The sequence below is a fragment of the Cognatiluteimonas lumbrici genome, assembly GCF_006476065.1.
GTDB classification, from domain to species: Bacteria; Pseudomonadota; Gammaproteobacteria; order Xanthomonadales; family Xanthomonadaceae; genus Cognatiluteimonas; species Cognatiluteimonas lumbrici.
Map to the genome: position 1 here is coordinate 1,468,684 of NZ_ML636798.1, position 16,293 is coordinate 1,484,976.

Genomic DNA, 16,293 nt, shown 5'->3' on the forward strand with positions numbered 1-16,293 from the left:
CAGCGCGGCGGGCGCTAGCCGTAGGCGACTTGGAGAGCGCGTCAGCGCTTAGGGGGATCGATGAATTCACAGCAAAGCTTGGACTTGCTACCGACAGTGGGCGTAGCCGAGTCGGCAGCCGACGGATCGTCGCTTTGGTGGAAGATTCAAGCACTCGCCGACATCAGCGATCAGCTGTTTGTGAAGAAGCTGTCGCGCAATGACACCTCGTGGGCCGATGACGCCGGAAAACATCAAGCTGGCTTTTACGTTCCCCATCATATTAGGACGGCCGGATTCTTCCCAACGCTCGTAGCCGACAACCCAGATAAGCCTCACATCTTCCGCGCCAATTGCGATGTTTTGTGGCCGCAAACTGGAGAAACAACCCACTCCAATATTCGGCACTACAGCAATAAAGGCTCTGAAGCTCACTTCACGCGCTTACCCAAGCCGCTGTTTCAATCTCTCACCCCAGCATCCCTGTTGCTCACAGGCCGCTTCAAGCACCAAACAGCAGGGTGCCATTATTGGATTGTCGTTCTAGACTCCGCTAGCGAGGAGGCCGAGCTTCTCGAGACAGTTTTCGACCTCCGTTCTGACTTCCACTACAGGCTTTTCGATGCAACGTGTTTCGCAGATGCCGCGCAACTTCAGAAGGACGAGAAGCAAGAACTCATCGATCGCCTGCAGCACGCGATCCGTACTGGTTCAATTGAGACGATTCTACGCGAATATGGCATCCCAGAACCGGCGGACATTGCGACCGAGGCTCGGGAAAGCTGGCTTCAGGCGCGCGGGCTAGACAGTCTCGACCCTTGGTCGCTTCCAAATCCCGGTGATGCCATCATGGCAATTAGCCGCGACGTCGAGTTCAGTCTGTACCGTCGGTACGAACTTCGGCGGCGCGCAGCCGAGCTTCTAGCGATTGTGGCAAACGGCAACGATTTGGTTACCACCATAGTGCACCGGTTTGCCGACATCGACCGGGTGTTTCTCAGCGCCAGCCAGCAGCGAAAGACCCGGGCAGGTCGCTCTTTCGAGTATCACATCGCCAATTGCTTTGCGGCGGGTCGCATACGCTTCGTAGAGCAGGCGGTTACTGGAGGGCGGCGACCTGACTTCGTGATGCCTGACCTGAAAACCTTGCGTGACCGCAAACGGAACTCACTGGACGCGCTGGTGCTAGCCGCAAAGACAACGCTGCGGGAACGTTGGAAGCAAGTGTCAAGCGAACGCCTAAACTGCGAAGTATTTCTTGCCACCGTGGATGATCGAGTCGCGATCAACTCAATCCGCGAGATGGCAGACGCGGGCATCCAGCTTGTCGTCCCAGAATCACTCAAAAGCAGCGATGAGGCGTACTACCGAGAACAGGATAACGTTCTTTCATTCCGAGAGTTTTTTGACACACACATTCGCCAACTGCGGCCATTCCTAGTGGCTTCGTAAACGAGCTAATTGACAGCACATTTTCCTTGATATTTGAACGAGGGCGAGAGATGGCAAGTCGAAGCAGGCTGGTTAATTTGGACGCGATGATCAAGCGTGCAGACTTTGCCGCACAAGACTCGACCGAAGCCACTTACGAAACAATCAACACCATCGGCCTTCGCGATCTGACAAGCGATGCCATGATTGCGGCAGCTCTTCGCAAACCGGATTTTCAGCGGGAGACAAACCACTGGTCTCCTGAGCAGGTTGTGTCGCTGCTCGAGTGCTTCGTAAATGGAGACCTGATCCCTTCCGTAATTCTTTGGAAGTCATCGTCCCACCTATTCGTAATAGACGGAGGGCACCGACTTAGCGTGCTTAAGGCGTGGGTGGAGGACGATTACGGCGACGGCCCAACATCGCTCAACTTCTTCGGCGCTGAAGCGATCTCAGCTGAACAACGTTCTGCCGCCGAGCAGGTGCGCAAACGAATTGCCAAGAGCGTGGGGAGCTGGCAGCACGTGCAAGCACAAATGAAGTCGAAAGACACAAGCCAAGATGAGCTACGGAAGCTACAGGTAATTTCCTCAAGGGCGCTCACTATTCAGTGGGTCCCCGGCAATGCAGAAAAGGCCGAAGCCTCATTTTTTAAAATCAATACCAAGGGTACGCCACTAGACAACATCGAGCATCTACTTCTATCAAATCGAAAGAAGCCTATTGCTATAGCCGCGAGAGCGGTCATCCGAGCAGGAATGGGCCACAAGTATTGGTCGAGCTTTGGCGATAGCAATAAGCAAAGAATTGAGAGCATGGCAAGCGCACTGCATAAGACCTTGTTCGAACCGGAGGTCTCTACGCCCATCAAGACTCTCGACCTCCCTTTGGGTGGATCTCGTGGCGTACGTACGGCCTTGGAAGTGCTCATCGAGTTTGTCTTATATGCCATCCAAGATCAGCAGCAACAGCCGTCAAAGGTTGGCGACCAGGAAGACGACGTCACGGGCGACGCAACGGTTCGCGCCCTGGAACAGGCCCTGCGTTTGGCAAAGAGAGTGACCGGCAACTCCGGTGGCAGCTTAGGTTTGCTTCCGGCCATTTACTTTTATGGCCCTTCGGGTCGGCATGCGAGCTCAATGTTCCTTGGAACTTGCAAACTTATAGGCAGGAAACTAGCTAACAACGACAAGCAGTTTTTCGTAAGCTTTACGGCGGCACGCGAGAAGCTTGAATCGATTTTGATCACTCACAAGGAACTTATTGCCAGCATTCTCCAGAAAACGATTAGCAATCGTCGAGTGGATCGCTACGCTGACCTACTTGACAGAACCATAAAGCGGCTCTGCAGGGGGGAAACCATTACCGAGCAAACATTAGTAGGAGATGCAGGACTGATCGGAAAAATTGTGCTCGGCAAAGAGGCCGAGGGCCCCAAGAATTTTTCCGCTGACACCAAGAGCGCAGTTTTTTTGCGAACAGCGCTCGCGTCAGCCATCAAGTGCCCGATCTGCAACGGTTATTTGGATCCAAGCAAATCCGTCTCTTACGACCACATTACTGACAAAAAGCACGGTGGGGCAGGCGACGAGCACAATTGTCAGATGACCCATCCTTACTGCAATCAAAGTTACAAAGAGTTAGCAAAAAATGGTGAGCCGATTGCCCAGACTCCCAGTTGAAATGGCTCCAATTCGCACAGTGAACCCAAGTGGCGGGCGTAGGCATCATCGCGTTAGTCCGCCAATGCCTTACCAGCCTTCAATACCTGTCTGACATTTCCAGACGCTAAAGCCCCAGCCAAGGAGATCAGCAGCGCCGCGACTTTTAGCCGGCTCTCGAGTGTTCGGACGCGCTCTATCCTCCCTTTAGCATTCCGAATCGCCCACTCGATGTTCTCCCCCGCCTCGGATGCCTCCTCGAGCACCCCACTCAAATCGCTAGCCACAACCACCGACGCCTCCGCCCGCAACTCCAGCTCCTTCGCCCGCGCCTCCATGTATTCCTCCAGGCTCATCCGGCCCTCGCGGTAGGCCCGCCTGCTCCGCTTCCGGAGGGCGTCGGCGGCATCGTCCAGCAGGTTGGCGATCCTGAAGGCCTGCTTCCCGGCTTTCCCCAGCTTGGCTTCCATGTCCTTGCTCCTTTCCCTATAGCGCTTCGATGCTTTCGCGGATGGATTTCAGGTCGTCCGCCGCGGCGCGCAGGAGCTCCTGCACCTGGTCGGCGTCCAGCCTGTCCACGTTCCGGAGCATCTCCGCATGGGCCTGCCGTACGCGCTCCAGCCCCCGCGCCGCAGCCCGCTGCGCCTTGCGCGCTTGCCGCTGCGCTTCCCTGTCCGCCAGCTCGGAACGGCGCAGCAGGGTGGCGATGACTTCGCGGCGCTCGGGTGTCAGCGCTGCGTCGCCGGGGAGCTCGGCCGTCCATTGGGCGCGGCGGTAGTCGGCCAGCGCGTCGTACGAGGCGATCTCCTGCTCGAGCACGATGCCGTAGGCCTCGGTGGCGCGCTGCATGGCCTCCAGCAGCTTGTCCATGTCGGCGCCGTTCTCGGTGAGCAGGTGCCTGACGTCCCTGGCCTGCCTGGCGGCCAGGGCCCAGTTGCTCACGCGCCGGGCGATGTTGGCGTAGGCGTCGACGTGGTCCTTGTCGATGCCGAGCGCCTCGGAGGTCTCGATCGCGCGGGCCACCTTGCCGATTTCCGGCGACACCGAGTACGCGTCGGCGCCGGCGAGCTGGGCCAGCGCGCGCATGTAGCCGGTGGTGGTGGCGTGCAGCCTGAGCAGCGTGGCCTTGTCGTGGGCGGTGACCTGCTTCAGCGCCTGCAGGTGCTGCCGCGTGCCGTCGAAGCGTTCGGCGGCGGGCAACTCGGCCAGTTGCCGGTCGGCGCTGTCGAGGTAGTGGTCGGTGGCGGCGCGGTAGTCGGTCATCCGCGCCGAGCTGGCGGCGAACTCGCGCACCGCGCCCAGGTTGCTGCAACCGCCGGCCACGAGCGCGCTGCACGCCAGCGCGAGGGCCAGGCAAATACGCTTGCTTCCGTGCATGGACTTCTCCCTGTCCAGGTTCCCCGACGGGCGCGCTTCCGGCGCCCGGCCCCTAGCCTACAACGAAAAAGGCGGCCAACCGGCCGCCCTCTTCGTCCTGCATCTGGATGGATCAGACGCCGATCGGGTTCGGCTTCCTGCCGTCGATCCCGTACTTCTCGTTGGCCTTGGCCACGTCCTTGGCGGTGAGCTTGCCTTCCGCGGCCAGCGCCGCGACGGCCGCCTGCGCGATGTAGTTGCAGCTCACCTCGAAGTGCCGGCGCAGGTTCTCGCGGGTGTCGCTGCGGCCGTAGCCGTCGGTGCCGAGCACGGTGTAGCGCATCGGCACGAAGGCGCGGATCTGTTCCGGATAGGCGCGCACGTAGTCGGTCGCGGCGATCGCCGGGCCCTGGCGGCCTTCCAGCAGCTCGGTGACGTAGGCCTTGCGCGGCTCGGCCGTCGGGTTCAGGCGGTTGTGGCGCTCGACGTCCTGGCCGTCGCGCGCGAGCTCGTTGAAGCTCGGGCAGGACCAGATGTCGGCCTTGACCCCGAAGTCCTGCTCCAGCAGCTCCGCCGCCGCGATCACCTCGCGCAGGATGGTGCCCGAGCCCATCAGCTGGACCCGCAGCTCGCCCTTCTTGCCCTTGCCGGCGTCCTTGAACAGGTACATCCCCTTCAGGATCCCTTCCGCGCTGCCTTCCGGCATCGCCGGGTGCGCGTAGTTCTCGTTCATCAGGGTCACGTACCAGTACTCGTCCTTCTGCTCGGCGAGCATGCGCTGCATGCCGTGCTGGATGATGGTCACCACCTCGTAGGCGAAGGTCGGGTCGTAGCTGCGCACGTTCGGGATCAAGCCGGCCTGGACCAGGCTGTGGCCGTCCTCGTGCTGCAGGCCTTCGCCGTTGAGCGTGGTGCGGCCGGCGGTGGCGCCGAGCAGGAAGCCGCGCGAGCGCATGTCGCCGGCCTGCCAGGCCGCGTCGCCGATGCGCTGGAAGCCGAACATCGAGTAGTAGATGTAGAACGGCAGCAGCTGCAGGTCGTTGGTGCTGTAGCTGGTGGCGCAGGCCAGCCAGCTCGCGAACGCGCCGGCCTCGGTGATGCCTTCCTGCAGCACCTGCCCGGCCGCGTCCTCGCGGTAGTACATGAGCTGGTCGGCGTCCACCGGCTTGTACTTCTGCCCGTGCGGGGCGTAGATGCCGATCTGCCGGAACAGGCCTTCCATGCCGAAGGTGCGCGCCTCGTCGGCGACGATCGGCACCAGGCGCGGACCGACCTGCTTGTCCCTGAGTGCAATGTTGAGCATCTGCACGAACGCCATGGTGGTGCTGATGTGGCGGTCGCCGGTGTCCTTGAGCAGGCGCTCGAAGGTCTTGAGCGGCGGCACCTCCAGCTGCTCCTTGGCCTTGCGCCGGCGCTGCGGCAGGAAGCCGCCCAGCGCGCGGCGGCGCTCGAGCATGTACTCGACTTCCGGCGAGTCCTTGCCCGGGTGGTAGAACGGTACCTGGCCGTTCTCGAGCTGCTTGTCGGTCACCGGGATCTGGAAGCGGTCGCGGAACGCCTTGACGTCCTCGTCGTCCATCTTCTTGGTGCCGTGCGTGGGGTTCAGCGCCTCGCCGGCCTTGCCCATGCCGTAGCCCTTGACCGTCTTGGCCAGGATCACGGTCGGCATGCCCTTGGTGTTCACCGCGGCGTGGTACGCGGCATAGACCTTGTGCGGGTCGTGGCCGCCGCGATTGAGGCGCCAGATGTCGTCGTCGGACAGGTTGGCGACCAGCGCGGCGGTCTCCGGGGTCTTGCCGAAGAAGTGCTCGCGCGTGTACGCGCCGCCGAAGGCCTTGCAGTTCTGGTACTCGCCGTCGACGGTGTCCATCATCACCCGGCGCAGGTGGCCGCCGGTGTCGCGCGCGAGCAGCGGGTCCCAGTAGCTGCCCCAGATCGTCTTGATCACGTTCCAGCCGGCGCCGCGGAAGTTGCCTTCCAGCTCCTGGATGATCTTGCCGTTGCCGCGCACCGGGCCGTCGAGGCGCTGCAGGTTGCAGTTGATGACGAAGATCAGGTTGTCCAGGCCCTCGCGGCCGGCAACGGAGATCGCGCCCAGGCTCTCGGGCTCGTCGGTCTCGCCGTCGCCGAGGAAGCACCAGACCTTGCGGTCGGACTTGGGCATCAGCCCGCGCGCTTCCAGGTACTTGAAGTTGCGCGCCTGGTAGATCGCGGCGATCGGGCCCAGGCCCATGGACACCGTGGCGGTCTGCCAGTACTCGGGCATCAGCCACGGGTGCGGGTAGGAGCTCAGGCCCTTGCCGTCCACTTCCATGCGGAAGTTGTGCAGCTGCTCCTCGCTGATCCGGCCCTCGAGGAACGAGCGCGCGTAGATGCCGGGCGAGCCGTGGCCCTGGATGTACAGCAGGTCGCCGGGGTGGTCCTCGGACGGCGCGCGCCAGAAGTGGTTGAAGCCGACGTCGTAGAGCGTGGCGCTGGAGCCGAAGGTGGCGATGTGGCCGCCGAGCTCGCCGGGGCGGCGGTTGGCGGCGACGACCATGGCCATCGCGTTCCAGCGGATCAGCGAGCGGATCCGCCATTCCATCGCCGAGTCGCCGGGGGTCCTGGCCTCCTGGCCGGCGGGGATGGTGTTGATGTACTCGGTGGTGGTGGAGAACGGGAGGTTGGCGCCGGCGCGGCGGGTCACCTCGACCATGTTCTCCAGCAGCTGGTGGGCGCGGGCGGGGCCGTCGCGGTCGAGGACCGCCTCGATGGATTCGAGCCACTCCTGGGTCTCGATCGGATCGGGGTCTTCGCGGAGGAGCTCGTTGGTCTGGTTCATGGGGGGATTCTAGCCCGCAAACACTGGTCGCGACCGACTGTTCAATTGGACCCGGGCGATTTATTGGAAGTTTTGATCCGGGATTTAATTTCACCCGGGTGTTGACATTACTTCGATTATTCTGGAATTATCGAATCATGCAGACGCCAGACGCCCTCGCCGCCCTCTCCGCGCTCAGCCACGAGTCCCGCCTCGCGGCGTTCCGCGCCCTCGTGCAGGCAGGCCCCGACGGCCTGTCCGTGGGCGAGCTGCGGGAACGCCTGGACTTGCCCGCGGCCACCTTGACCGCCCACCTCAACGTGCTGCGCGCCGCCGGCATGGTCGGCGACGAACGCGAGGGCCGCGTCATCCGCGTGCGCGCCGACTACGCGCGCATGGATGCGCTGCTCGCCTTCCTCACCGAAAACTGCTGCGCCGGCGCCGGGGACTGCGGGCCGGCGGGCACCTGCTCCCCGCGAAACAAGGACCCACGGCCATGAACCGCTTCCACGTCCACCTCAACGTCGCCGACCTGATGGCGAGCGTCCGCTTCTACACCGAGCTGTTCGGCACCCAACCCTCCGTGCTCAAGGACGACTACGCCAAGTGGATGCTCGAGGATCCGCGGGTCAACTTCGCGATCTCGAACACCGGCCGCGCGCCGGGCATCGACCACCTCGGCATCCAGGCGGACAGCGGCGAAGCGCTGGCCGCGCTCGGCCGCCGCCTCGACGCGGCCGGCGGCAGCGTGGTGCCGGAGGAGGCGACGATCTGCTGCTACGCGCAGTCGGACAAGCTGTGGACCGAGGATCCGCAGGGCACGCGCTGGGAGACCTTCCACACCCTCGGCGACGCCACCACCTACCACGCCGGCGACGCCCCCTGCGCGACCGACGGCGCCTCCTGCAGCCCGGACATCGCCAGCGTCGCGCCGAAAGCCGACCAGGGCGCGTCCTGTTGCGCGCCGCAGTCGGGCTGCTGCTGATGGTCGCAGGCGCAAGGAAACGCGTGCTGTTCGTCTGCGTGGAGAACTCCAACCGCAGCCAGATGGCGGAAGCGTTCGCGCGCATCCACGGTGGCGACGGCGTCGAGGCCCTGAGCGCCGGCTCGCGGCCCTCGGGGCGCGTCAACCCGCGGGCCGTGCGCTTCATGGCCGAGCTGGGCTACGACCTGTCCACGCATGCGTCGACGTCGCTGGACGAGGTGACCGGCGAATTCGATGCCGTGGTCACCATGGGCTGCGGCGATAGCTGCCCATGGGTGCCGGCGCGCCGACGCGAGGACTGGAACCTGCCCGATCCGAAGGACCTGGACGACGCCGGCTACCGCGCCGTGCGCGACGAGATCTCGCGCCGGGTCCGCGAACTGCTGGCGTCTTCGTGAGCATTTTCGAGCGCTACCTGACGCTCTGGGTCGGGCTGTGCATGGCGGCCGGCATCGGGCTCGGGGCCCTGTTCCCCGACGCCTTCGCCCGGGTCGCCGCCGCCGAGTTCGCCAGCGTCAACCTGCCGGTCGCGGCGCTGATCTGGCTGATGATCATTCCGATGCTGCTCAAGATCGACTTCGCCGCGATGGGCGAGGTGCGCCGGCACTGGCGCGGCATCGGCGTCACCGTGTTCATCAACTGGGCGGTCAAGCCGTTCTCGATGGCGTTGCTGGGCTGGATCTTCATCCGCAACGTGTTCGCCGACCAGCTTCCCGCCGCGCAGATCGACTCCTACATCGCCGGCCTGATCCTGCTGGCGGCGGCGCCGTGCACCGCCATGGTGTTCGTGTGGAGCCACCTGTGCGACGGCGAGCCGCGGTTCACGCTGAGCCAGGTCGCACTGAACGACCTGATCATGATCGTCGCGTTCGCGCCGGTGGTCGCGCTGCTGCTGGGGATCTCGTCCATCTCGGTGCCGTGGTCGACCCTGCTGTCGTCGGTGGGCCTGTACATCGTCGTCCCGGTGGCGGTGGCGGTTCCGTTGCGGCGCTGGCTGCTGCGGCGGCAAGGCGAGGCCGCGCTGGCGGCGCTGCTGCAGCGCCTGCACCCGCTGTCGCTGCTCGCGCTGCTGGTGATGCTGGTGCTGCTGTTCGGCTTCCAGGGGCAGCAGATCCTGGCGCAGCCGCTGATCATCGCCATTCTGGCGGTGCCGATCCTGATCCAGGTGTACTTCAACGCGGGGCTGGCGTACTGGCTCAACCGCAGGCTGGGGGTCGCGCACTGCGTCGCCGGGCCATCGGCGCTGATCGGCGCCAGCAACTTCTTCGAGCTGGCCGTGGCCACCGCGGTCGGCGTATTCGGCGTGCACTCGGGCGCGGCGCTGGCCACCGTCGTCGGCGTCCTGGTGGAGGTGCCGGTGATGTTGTCGGTGGTCCGGATCGTGAACGCGACCAGGGGGTGGTACGGGGCGCGCGCCGCGGGTTAGGTACGCGGCGCTAGCGCCGCTCCTACAGGGATCGCATGAGGCGGCCGAAGGACATGCCGGTGGCGCGCTGCTGCTTGCGGAGCTGGGCCTCGACGGCGGCGATCGCGGTCATGTTGATCACCCGCCGCGGGGTGCTGGCCGGGGTCAGGATGTGGGCCGGCTGGTCCAGGCCCATCAGGATCGGGCCGATGGCGACGCCGTCGGTCATCACCCGCACCATGTTGTAGACGATGTTGGCCGCGTCCAGGTTCGGCATCACGAACAGGTTGGCGCGGCCGTGGAGCGTGGTGTTGGGCATGATCTGGCGGCGCAGGTCGGCGTGCCAGGCGGTGTCGGCCATCATCTCGCCGTCGAGGTCGAGCCTGGGCGCGCGCGCCAGCACCAGTTCGCGCACCTTGCGCATCTTCTGCGCGCTGGCGTCGTCGTGGCTGCCGAAGTTGGAGTGCGAGAGCAACGCCACCTTTGGTTCGATGCCGAACAGCTTCAGCCGGTAGCTGGCCTGCAGCGTGGCCTCGGCGATCTGCTCGGCGCTCGGGTCCACCTGCACGTGGGTGTCCACGAAGAACCACACGCCCTGCTCGTTGATCACCCCGGTCATGGCGGCGGTGCCCTGCACGCCCTTGTCGAAGTCGATCACGCTGCGCAGGTAGCCGAGCTTCTTGTGGTAGCGGCCGACCAGGCCGCAGATCATGGCGTCGGCCTCGCCGCGCTCGAGCATCAGCGCGGCGATCAGGGTCGGGCGCGAGCGGATCAGGCTCTTGGCCGCGGCCTGGGTGACGCCGCGGCGCTCGGTCAGCGCGTGGTACTGCTGCCAGTAGTCGTTGAAGCGCGGGTCGTCGAGGATGTTGGTGAGCTCGAAGTCCACGCCGGCCTTCATCCGCAGGCCCAGGCGCTGGATGCGGGCGTCGATCACGTCCGGGCGGCCGATCAGGATCGGCGTGGCCAGGCCCTCGTCGACCACGGTCTGCACCGCGCGCAGCACCACCTCTTCCTCGCCCTCGGCGTAGACCACGCGCTGGCGGTCGCCGCGGGCGCGGTCGTACACCGGCTTCATCACCAGGCCGGTGCGGTGGATGAACTGGCCGAGCTTCTCCTCGTAGGCGGCGAAGTCCTCGATCGGGCGCGTGGCCACGCCCGACTCCATCGCCGCGCGCGCGACCGCCGGTGCCAGCATCACCAGCAGGCGCGGGTCGAACGGGCGCGGGATCAGGTAGTCCGGGCCGAAGCAGGGGATGTCGTCGCCGTAGGCGGCGGCAAGGTCGCCGGCCTCCATCCGCGCGAGTTGGGCGATGGCGTTGACGCAGGCCAGCTTCATCGCCTCGTTGATCTGGGTGGCACCGACGTCGAGCGCGCCGCGGAAGATGTACGGGAAGCAGAGCGCGTTGTTGACCTGGTTCGGGTAGTCGCTGCGGCCGGTGGCGATGATGCAGTCCGGGCGGACGCGCTTGGCCTCCTCGGGCAGGATCTCCGGGTTCGGGTTGGCCAGCGCCAGGATCACCGGCTTGTCGGCCATGCTCGCGACCATTTCCGGCTTCAGCACGCCGCCGGCGGAGAGGCCGAGGAACACGTCGGCGCCTTCCACGATCTCCGCCAAGGTGCGCTTGTCGGTGTCGCGGGCGTAGCGCTGCTTGTCCGGGTCGAGGTTGTCGCGGCCGGTGTGCAGCACGCCGTCGCGGTCCACCGCCAGGATGTTCTCGGGCTTGAGGCCGAGCGCGACCAGCATGTCCAGGCAGGCGATGCCGGCGGCGCCGGCGCCGGCGGTGGCCAGCTTCACGTCCTCGATCTTCTTGCCGACCACTTCCAGCGCATTGACCACGGCGGCACCGACGATGATCGCGGTGCCGTGCTGGTCGTCGTGGAACACCGGGATGTTCATGCGCTCGCGCAGCTTGCGCTCGACGATGAAGCACTCCGGCGCCTTGATGTCCTCGAGGTTGATGCCGCCGAAGGTCGGCTCCATCGCGGCGATGATCTCGACCAGCTTCTCCGGGTCGCGCTCGTTCAACTCGATGTCGAACACGTCCACGCCGGCGAACTTCTGGAACAGCACGCCCTTGCCTTCCATCACCGGCTTGCCGGCGAGCGGGCCGATGTCGCCCAGGCCGAGCACGGCGGTGCCGTTGGTGATCACCGCGACGAGGTTGCCGCGCGCGGTGAGCTGGCTGGCGGCCTTCGGGTCCTCGACGATCGCCTCGCAGGCATAGGCCACGCCCGGCGAGTAGGCCAGCGCCAGGTCGCGCTGGGTCACCATCGGCTTGGTCGCGACCACCTTGATCTTCCCGGCCGGGGCGAAGCGGTGGTAGTCCAGCGCCGCCTGCGGGAAGTCCTCGCTCACCCGGGCGGTGGATTCGCGCGACTCGCTGGTGTCGTGGCCGGGGCCGGGAACTGTGGGGGACGGGTCTTGGGCCATGCTCTTGGTGGAATCCGGAGGCGAAGCGCGAAAGGACCTTCGATTCTAGCCCTTCGCCCCGGCTACTTCCGTGTCCTGCGGCTCGCGAGCTGGCCGGCGGCGCCGGCGACTTCGCCGCCGAGCTTGCGGTAGTTGGCCAGGCGCCCCGGATCCAGGGTGCCGGCCTCGATCGCGGCGCGCACGGCGCAGCCGGGCTCCTTGTCGTGGCGGCAGTCGCGGAAGCGGCACTCGGCGGCCAGCGCCTCGATGTCGGCGAAGCTGTCGGCGACGTCCTCCTCGCCGGTGGGCTTGAGCTCGCGCATGCCGGGGGTGTCGATCAGGCAGGCGCCGGAGGGCAGCGCGATCAGCGCGCGGTGGGTGGTGGTGTGGCGGCCGCGGTCGTCGGACTCGCGTACCTCGCCGGTTTTCATCTTCTCGACGCCGAGCAGGGTGTTGGTGAGCGTGGACTTGCCGGCGCCGGAGGAGCCGACCAGCACCGCCGTCCGCCCCGGCCGGAGCCACTGCGCCAGCGCGGCGACGCTGTCGCGGTCCTTGGCGTTGAGCGCGAGCACCGGGGCCTCGCCGGCGATCGCGCGGACCTCGGCCAGCGCCGCGGCCACCGCGCCCGGCGCCGCATCCTGGGCCTTGTCGGCCTTGGTCAGCACCACCACCGCCTGCGCGCCGCTGCCCTGCACCAGCAGCAGGTAGCGCTCGATCCGGCGCGGGTTGAAGTCGGCGTCGAGGCCGCAGACCACGAACACGGTGTCCACGTTGGCGGCGATGAGCTGCTGCTTGTAGTGCTCGCCGGCGGCGGCGCGCTTGATCGCGGAGTGCCGGGGCAGCAGGGCGACGATTTTTCCGCTTTCGACCAGCACCCAGTCGCCGACCGCGGCGCGCTCCTCGGGCGCGACCAGCCCCTTGCGGTAGCCGGTGGCACGCTGCCACTCGGGCGGCGATTCCACCGCCACCCCCTCGCCCGGCGCCGCCGCGACCTCGTAGCCGGTGCGGTGCTGCGCCACCACCCGCATCGGCCGCGCCCCCGGATGCGCCGCGCACAACGCCGCCCACGCCGGGTCGTCGATTTCCCCGGCGTAAGGCCATCCGATTGCACGCAGATTCTCCACCCGCGGATTCTGCCCCGATTTCGGCCCGAACTGCGGCCCACCGCGAATCCAATCCGTGCCATCTGTGTAATCTGTGGCCAAAACTGCTCTTGGGAGCCGTCGATGAAGTACCTGGCATTGGGCGACAGCTACACCATCGGCGAGGGCGTCCCCGAGGACGGCCGCTGGCCGGTGCAACTGGCGCGGGCGCTGCGCGCCGAGGGGCTGCCGGTCGCCGACCCGCGCATCATCGCCGCCACCGGCTGGACCACCGACGAGCTCTCGGCGGCGATGGACACGGCCGAGCCGCTCGGCATCTGGGGCTGCGTCTCGCTGCTGATCGGCGTCAACGACCAGTATCGCGGGCGCAGCGTGGACGAGTACCGCAATGGCTTCCACCGCCTGCTCGAACGCGCGATCGGGCTGGCGAGCGGCGGCACCCGGCGGGTTCTGGTGCTGTCGATCCCCGACTGGGGCGCGACCCCGTTCGGCGCCGCCTCCGGGCGCGACCTCGCGCAGGTGGCGCGCGAGCTGGACGCCTACAACGCCTGCGCCGAGCGCCTGTGCGCACAGCACGGCGTGTGCTTCGTGGACGTCACCGGGATCTCCCGCGAACGCGGCGCGGAGCCGGGCATGCTGGTGGAGGACGGGCTGCACCCGTCGGCGGCGATGTACGCGCTGTGGACCGAACGCGCGCTGCCGTACGCGCGGCGCCTGCTGGCCGACGTCGCCACGTGAGCGGCGTCGACGCGCCGACCGTCGACGCCGCCACCGCCGCGCGCATCGCCGCCGCGTTCGCGCCGCCGCGCTGGCACGGCAGCCGCGCGCACTACTTCTACGCCCGCGCCAAGCTGCGCAGCGATCCGCTGTACCCGGGGGTGGTCGAGGCGCTGCGAGGCACCACCGCGCCGCTGCTCGACCTCGGCTGCGGCATCGGCCTGCTCGCACACGCGCTGCGGGCGGCCGGGCTCGCGATGCCCTACCGCGGCGTGGACAACGACGCGCGCAAGATCGCCGCGGCCCAGCGCGCGGGCACGAACGCGGGCCTGGCCGACGCGGCGTTCGAGTGCGTGGACTTGGCCGCCGGCGTGCCCGCGCACCGGGGCAGCGTCGCGATCCTCGACGTGCTGCAGTTCGTCCCGCCCGAGGCGCAGGACGCGATCCTCGACGCCGCGGTCGCGATGCTCGTCCCCGGCGCAAAGCTGGTCATCCGCACCGGCCTCGACGACGGCAGCGCGCGTGCGCGCACCACCCGCCGCATCGACGCCCTCTCGCGCCTGCTCGGCTGGATGAACACCGGCCCCAAGCGCTACCCCGACCCCGACGCCCTCCGCGCCCGCTTCGCCGCCGCCGGTCTCGCCGCCGAGTTCACCCCCCTCCACGGCAACACCCCCTTCAACAACTGGCGCGTCGTCGCCACCAGGCTCTGATTCCGGAGGCTGTCCTGTGGGAGCGGCGGGAGCCGCGACCAGCGAAGCCAGATTGTGGGAGCGGCGGAAGCCGCGAACAGATGATCGCGGCTTCCGCCGCTCCCACAACAAGTCTTCACAGTCTTCTACAGCTCTTCTACAGATCTTCGGGCAGGACGCTCCGGTATCCGAGCGCCCCCATCCGCTCCAGCAGGGCCTGCAGGATCTCGACGCTGCGCCCATGCCCCGCGCTCTCGTGCAGCAACACGATCGCGCCGGGCGCCAGGTCGCGCTCGATCCGCGCCACCACCCGCGCCGGGTCGCCATCCACCGCGTCGAAGCCGCGCGCGCTCCACGCCACCCGCGCCAGCCCGAGCCGCTTCAGCGAGGCCGCCACGAACGGATTGGCCATGCCGACCACCGCCCGGAACCAGTGCGGCGACACCCCGCTGGCGGCCTGCAGCAAGCGCTGCGCATTGGCGATCTCGGCCGCCATCCGCCGCGGCCCCAGCGCCCAGAACCACGCCGACGGATGGCTGGTGCTGTGGTTGCCCAGCCCGTGGCCGCGACGCACGATCTCGCGCACCAGCTCCGGTCGCGCGGCGGCGCGTTCGGCGACCACGAAGAACGTCGCCCTGGCGCCGTGCTCATCGAGCAGGTCGAGCATCGCCATGGTGTCGTCGGACGGCCCGTCGTCCACGGTCAGCCAGACGACCGGCTCGCGCGTCGGCAACCGCACCAGCACCGGCCCGAACAGCCGCGACTGCGGCCGCAGCGTGCCCCACACGAACAGCAGGTGCACGGCCACCAGCGACGCCAGCCCGACCGGCCAGCCGAAGCGCCACCACGACCCGGCCACCGCGACGTGCAGCAGCACCGCCGCCCACGCCCACGCGTGCGGGCGCCGCGGTGGCGCGTGCAGCGCAGGCAGGCCCGGCGCTGTAGTAGGTTTGGCGGCCATGGAGCTACAGCTTATCCGCAGTGCCACCCTGCGCCTCGGCTACGGCGGGCGCACATACCTGATCGATCCCTGGCTCGCGGCCAGGGGCGAGGGCAGGAGCTATGCCGGCGAACAGCGCTCTCCGCTGGTGGACCTGCCGATGCCGGTCCCCAAGCTGCTCGAGGGCGTGGACGCGGTGATCGTCTCGCACCTGCACTCCGACCACTTCGACGACGCCGCGCGCGAGTTGCTGCCGCGCGACATCCCGATCCTGTGCGCGCCGGCGGACGCGGACGCGATCGCGGGCGACGGGTTCACCCGGGTCACGCCCATTCCCGACACGCGCACCGAGGACGGCGTGCGCGTCCGCCGCGTCGGCGGCCGCCACGGCCCGCCCGAGGTGCTGGGCGACATGGGCGACGTCTCCGGCTTCGTGTTCAGCCACCCCGGCGAGCCCACCCTGTATTGGGCCGGCGACACCATCTTCTGCCCCGAGGTCGCCGCGACCATCGCCGCCGAGCGCCCGGCCGTGGTCGTGGTCCACGCCTGCGGCGCCGACTGGAACGGCAAGGGCCCGCTGGTCATGGACGTGGCCATGGTCCGCGAGGTGCTGGAGGCCGCGCCCGACGCCACGGTGGTCGCCACCCACCTCGACGCCGTGGACCACGCCACCGTGGACCGGCGCATGCTGCGCGCGTTCCTGGACGCGGAACCGGGCTTCGCCCCGCGCCTGCGCATCCCCGCCGACGGCGAGGCCCTGCACTTCGCGTAGCTCGTAGAATGGCGGTTCTCCCCCCGCGTTCCGGACACACCG

At 67.2% G+C, this 16,293-nt stretch carries 15 protein-coding genes; 9 read left to right on the plus strand and 6 right to left on the minus strand.

Going from position 1 to position 16,293, the window contains the following annotated elements; translation table 11 throughout:
• Positions 1-60: 60 nt before the first annotated feature.
• Positions 61-1,431: a type II restriction endonuclease gene (locus E4F25_RS07125; RefSeq protein WP_140909477.1), complete on the plus strand. Its 1,371-nt coding sequence runs from the start codon at positions 61-63 to the stop codon at positions 1,429-1,431.
• 86 nt (positions 1,432-1,517) lie between these two features.
• Positions 1,518-3,092 (plus strand): GmrSD restriction endonuclease domain-containing protein, encoded by a 1,575-nt coding sequence (locus tag E4F25_RS07130; RefSeq protein ID WP_220433194.1) that lies wholly within the window; start codon positions 1,518-1,520, stop codon positions 3,090-3,092.
• 53 nt (positions 3,093-3,145) lie between these two features.
• Here the strand turns inward: E4F25_RS07130 and E4F25_RS07135 are convergent, their stop codons facing one another.
• From E4F25_RS07135 to aceE, 3 genes are all read right to left on the minus strand, one after another.
• Positions 3,146-3,541: a hypothetical protein gene (locus E4F25_RS07135; protein WP_140909479.1), complete on the minus strand. Its 396-nt coding sequence runs from the start codon at positions 3,539-3,541 to the stop codon at positions 3,146-3,148.
• Between the two features lie 16 nt (positions 3,542-3,557).
• On the minus strand, positions 3,558-4,448 hold the full coding sequence (locus E4F25_RS07140; RefSeq protein ID WP_140909480.1) for a hypothetical protein: 891 nt from the start codon (positions 4,446-4,448) through the stop codon (positions 3,558-3,560).
• 112 nt (positions 4,449-4,560) lie between these two features.
• Entirely contained in the window at positions 4,561-7,248 is a 2,688-nt protein-coding gene (gene aceE / locus E4F25_RS07145) for a pyruvate dehydrogenase (acetyl-transferring), homodimeric type (RefSeq protein ID WP_140909481.1), read from the minus strand.
• 137 nt (positions 7,249-7,385) lie between these two features.
• On the opposite strand from aceE, the gene E4F25_RS07150 reads away from it, so the two are divergent.
• Genes E4F25_RS07150 through arsB form a run of 4 tightly spaced genes read left to right on the plus strand, consistent with a single transcriptional unit; the run spans position 7,386 to position 9,638 of the window.
• Positions 7,386-7,727 (plus strand): ArsR/SmtB family transcription factor, encoded by a 342-nt coding sequence (locus tag E4F25_RS07150; RefSeq protein ID WP_140909482.1) that lies wholly within the window; start codon positions 7,386-7,388, stop codon positions 7,725-7,727.
• Positions 7,724-8,212: an ArsI/CadI family heavy metal resistance metalloenzyme gene (locus E4F25_RS07155; RefSeq protein ID WP_140909483.1), complete on the plus strand. Its 489-nt coding sequence runs from the start codon at positions 7,724-7,726 to the stop codon at positions 8,210-8,212. Before E4F25_RS07150 ends, E4F25_RS07155 begins: the two co-directional genes overlap by 4 nt.
• Positions 8,185-8,610, plus strand: coding sequence for an arsenate reductase ArsC (locus tag E4F25_RS07160; RefSeq protein ID WP_246069805.1), 426 nt, complete (start codon positions 8,185-8,187; stop codon positions 8,608-8,610). Before E4F25_RS07155 ends, E4F25_RS07160 begins: the two co-directional genes overlap by 28 nt.
• Positions 8,607-9,638, plus strand: coding sequence for an ACR3 family arsenite efflux transporter (gene arsB, locus E4F25_RS07165; protein ID WP_181168292.1), 1,032 nt, complete (start codon positions 8,607-8,609; stop codon positions 9,636-9,638). Before E4F25_RS07160 ends, arsB begins: the two co-directional genes overlap by 4 nt.
• A gap of 22 nt (positions 9,639-9,660) precedes the next feature.
• On the opposite strand, the gene E4F25_RS07170 is transcribed toward arsB, so the two are convergent.
• Positions 9,661-12,048, minus strand: a complete 2,388-nt coding sequence (locus E4F25_RS07170) for an NADP-dependent malic enzyme (RefSeq protein WP_140909485.1) — start codon at positions 12,046-12,048, stop codon at positions 9,661-9,663.
• Between the two features lie 62 nt (positions 12,049-12,110).
• Positions 12,111-13,151 carry a ribosome small subunit-dependent GTPase A gene (gene rsgA, locus E4F25_RS07175; RefSeq protein WP_246069806.1) on the minus strand — a complete coding sequence of 347 codons (1,041 nt, stop codon included), beginning with the start codon at positions 13,149-13,151 and terminating at the stop codon, positions 12,111-12,113.
• A gap of 102 nt (positions 13,152-13,253) precedes the next feature.
• Here rsgA and E4F25_RS07180 point away from each other — a divergent pair, with 102 nt between their 5' ends.
• Together E4F25_RS07180 and E4F25_RS07185 are read left to right on the plus strand one after the other, a co-directional pair.
• Positions 13,254-13,868: an SGNH/GDSL hydrolase family protein gene (locus E4F25_RS07180; RefSeq protein ID WP_140909486.1), complete on the plus strand. Its 615-nt coding sequence runs from the start codon at positions 13,254-13,256 to the stop codon at positions 13,866-13,868.
• Positions 13,865-14,560 carry a class I SAM-dependent methyltransferase gene (locus E4F25_RS07185; RefSeq protein WP_140909487.1) on the plus strand — a complete coding sequence of 232 codons (696 nt, stop codon included), beginning with the start codon at positions 13,865-13,867 and terminating at the stop codon, positions 14,558-14,560. Before E4F25_RS07180 ends, E4F25_RS07185 begins: the two co-directional genes overlap by 4 nt.
• Positions 14,561-14,696: 136 nt before the next feature.
• Here E4F25_RS07185 and E4F25_RS07190 read toward each other — a convergent pair whose 3' ends face one another.
• Positions 14,697-15,500 (minus strand): polysaccharide deacetylase family protein, encoded by an 804-nt coding sequence (locus E4F25_RS07190; RefSeq protein ID WP_140909488.1) that lies wholly within the window; start codon positions 15,498-15,500, stop codon positions 14,697-14,699.
• On the opposite strand from E4F25_RS07190, the gene E4F25_RS07195 reads away from it, so the two are divergent.
• Entirely contained in the window at positions 15,499-16,251 is a 753-nt protein-coding gene (locus E4F25_RS07195) for an MBL fold metallo-hydrolase (protein ID WP_140909489.1), read from the plus strand. The genes E4F25_RS07190 and E4F25_RS07195 overlap by 2 nt on opposite strands.
• The last annotated feature ends 42 nt before the right edge of the window (positions 16,252-16,293 follow it).